The following is a 514-nucleotide window of genomic DNA, read 5'->3' on the forward strand; positions in this document are numbered from 1 at the left end:
CCGCCACCGTGGCGATCAGCATGGTCAACACCGTGCCGATCAAGGTGCGCCCCATGAACGATGGCGCACGCCGGAAAAACTGCCGGTTGAAGTGACAGCCCAGACCGCTACCGATCAACCATTGACCGATCTGGCTACCGCCATTGGGCAAACCGATGTGCAGATCCCAGCCGATGCTGACTGCCGCGCTGACCAGCAACGGTCCGAACAGCCAGGGGTTGGGTTGACGCAGGCGTTCCCAGATCCAGGCCGCCAACGCTCCAGCGGGAAACAACACTGCCAGCCAGCGCCAATCGATGCTGCCGACATGGGAAATCGGCGCACCGTCGCCCAACAGATACTTGAAGGCTGCCGGTACGCACAGCACGACCACCAACACCCGCAAACTCTGCCCCGCCGCCACACGGCTGAGCACCGCACCATTGCGGGCGCCGAGGTTGACCATCTCCCCGGAACCACCGGGCATGCTGGAAAAGAACGCCGTGGCGCGATCTTCACCGGTGCGGCGCATCAG

Annotated in this window: 1 protein-coding gene; it reads right to left on the reverse strand. The window is 63.8% G+C overall.

Features of this window, described 5'->3' with window-relative positions; genetic code table 11:
- Nucleotides 1–514, reverse strand: a 514-nt coding sequence (locus tag AC1DVH_RS32595; protein ID WP_477757238.1) for an AbrB family transcriptional regulator, incomplete at both ends; no start/stop codon positions are given.

It is taken from the genome of Pseudomonas sp. P4_C3, from assembly GCF_056402075.1.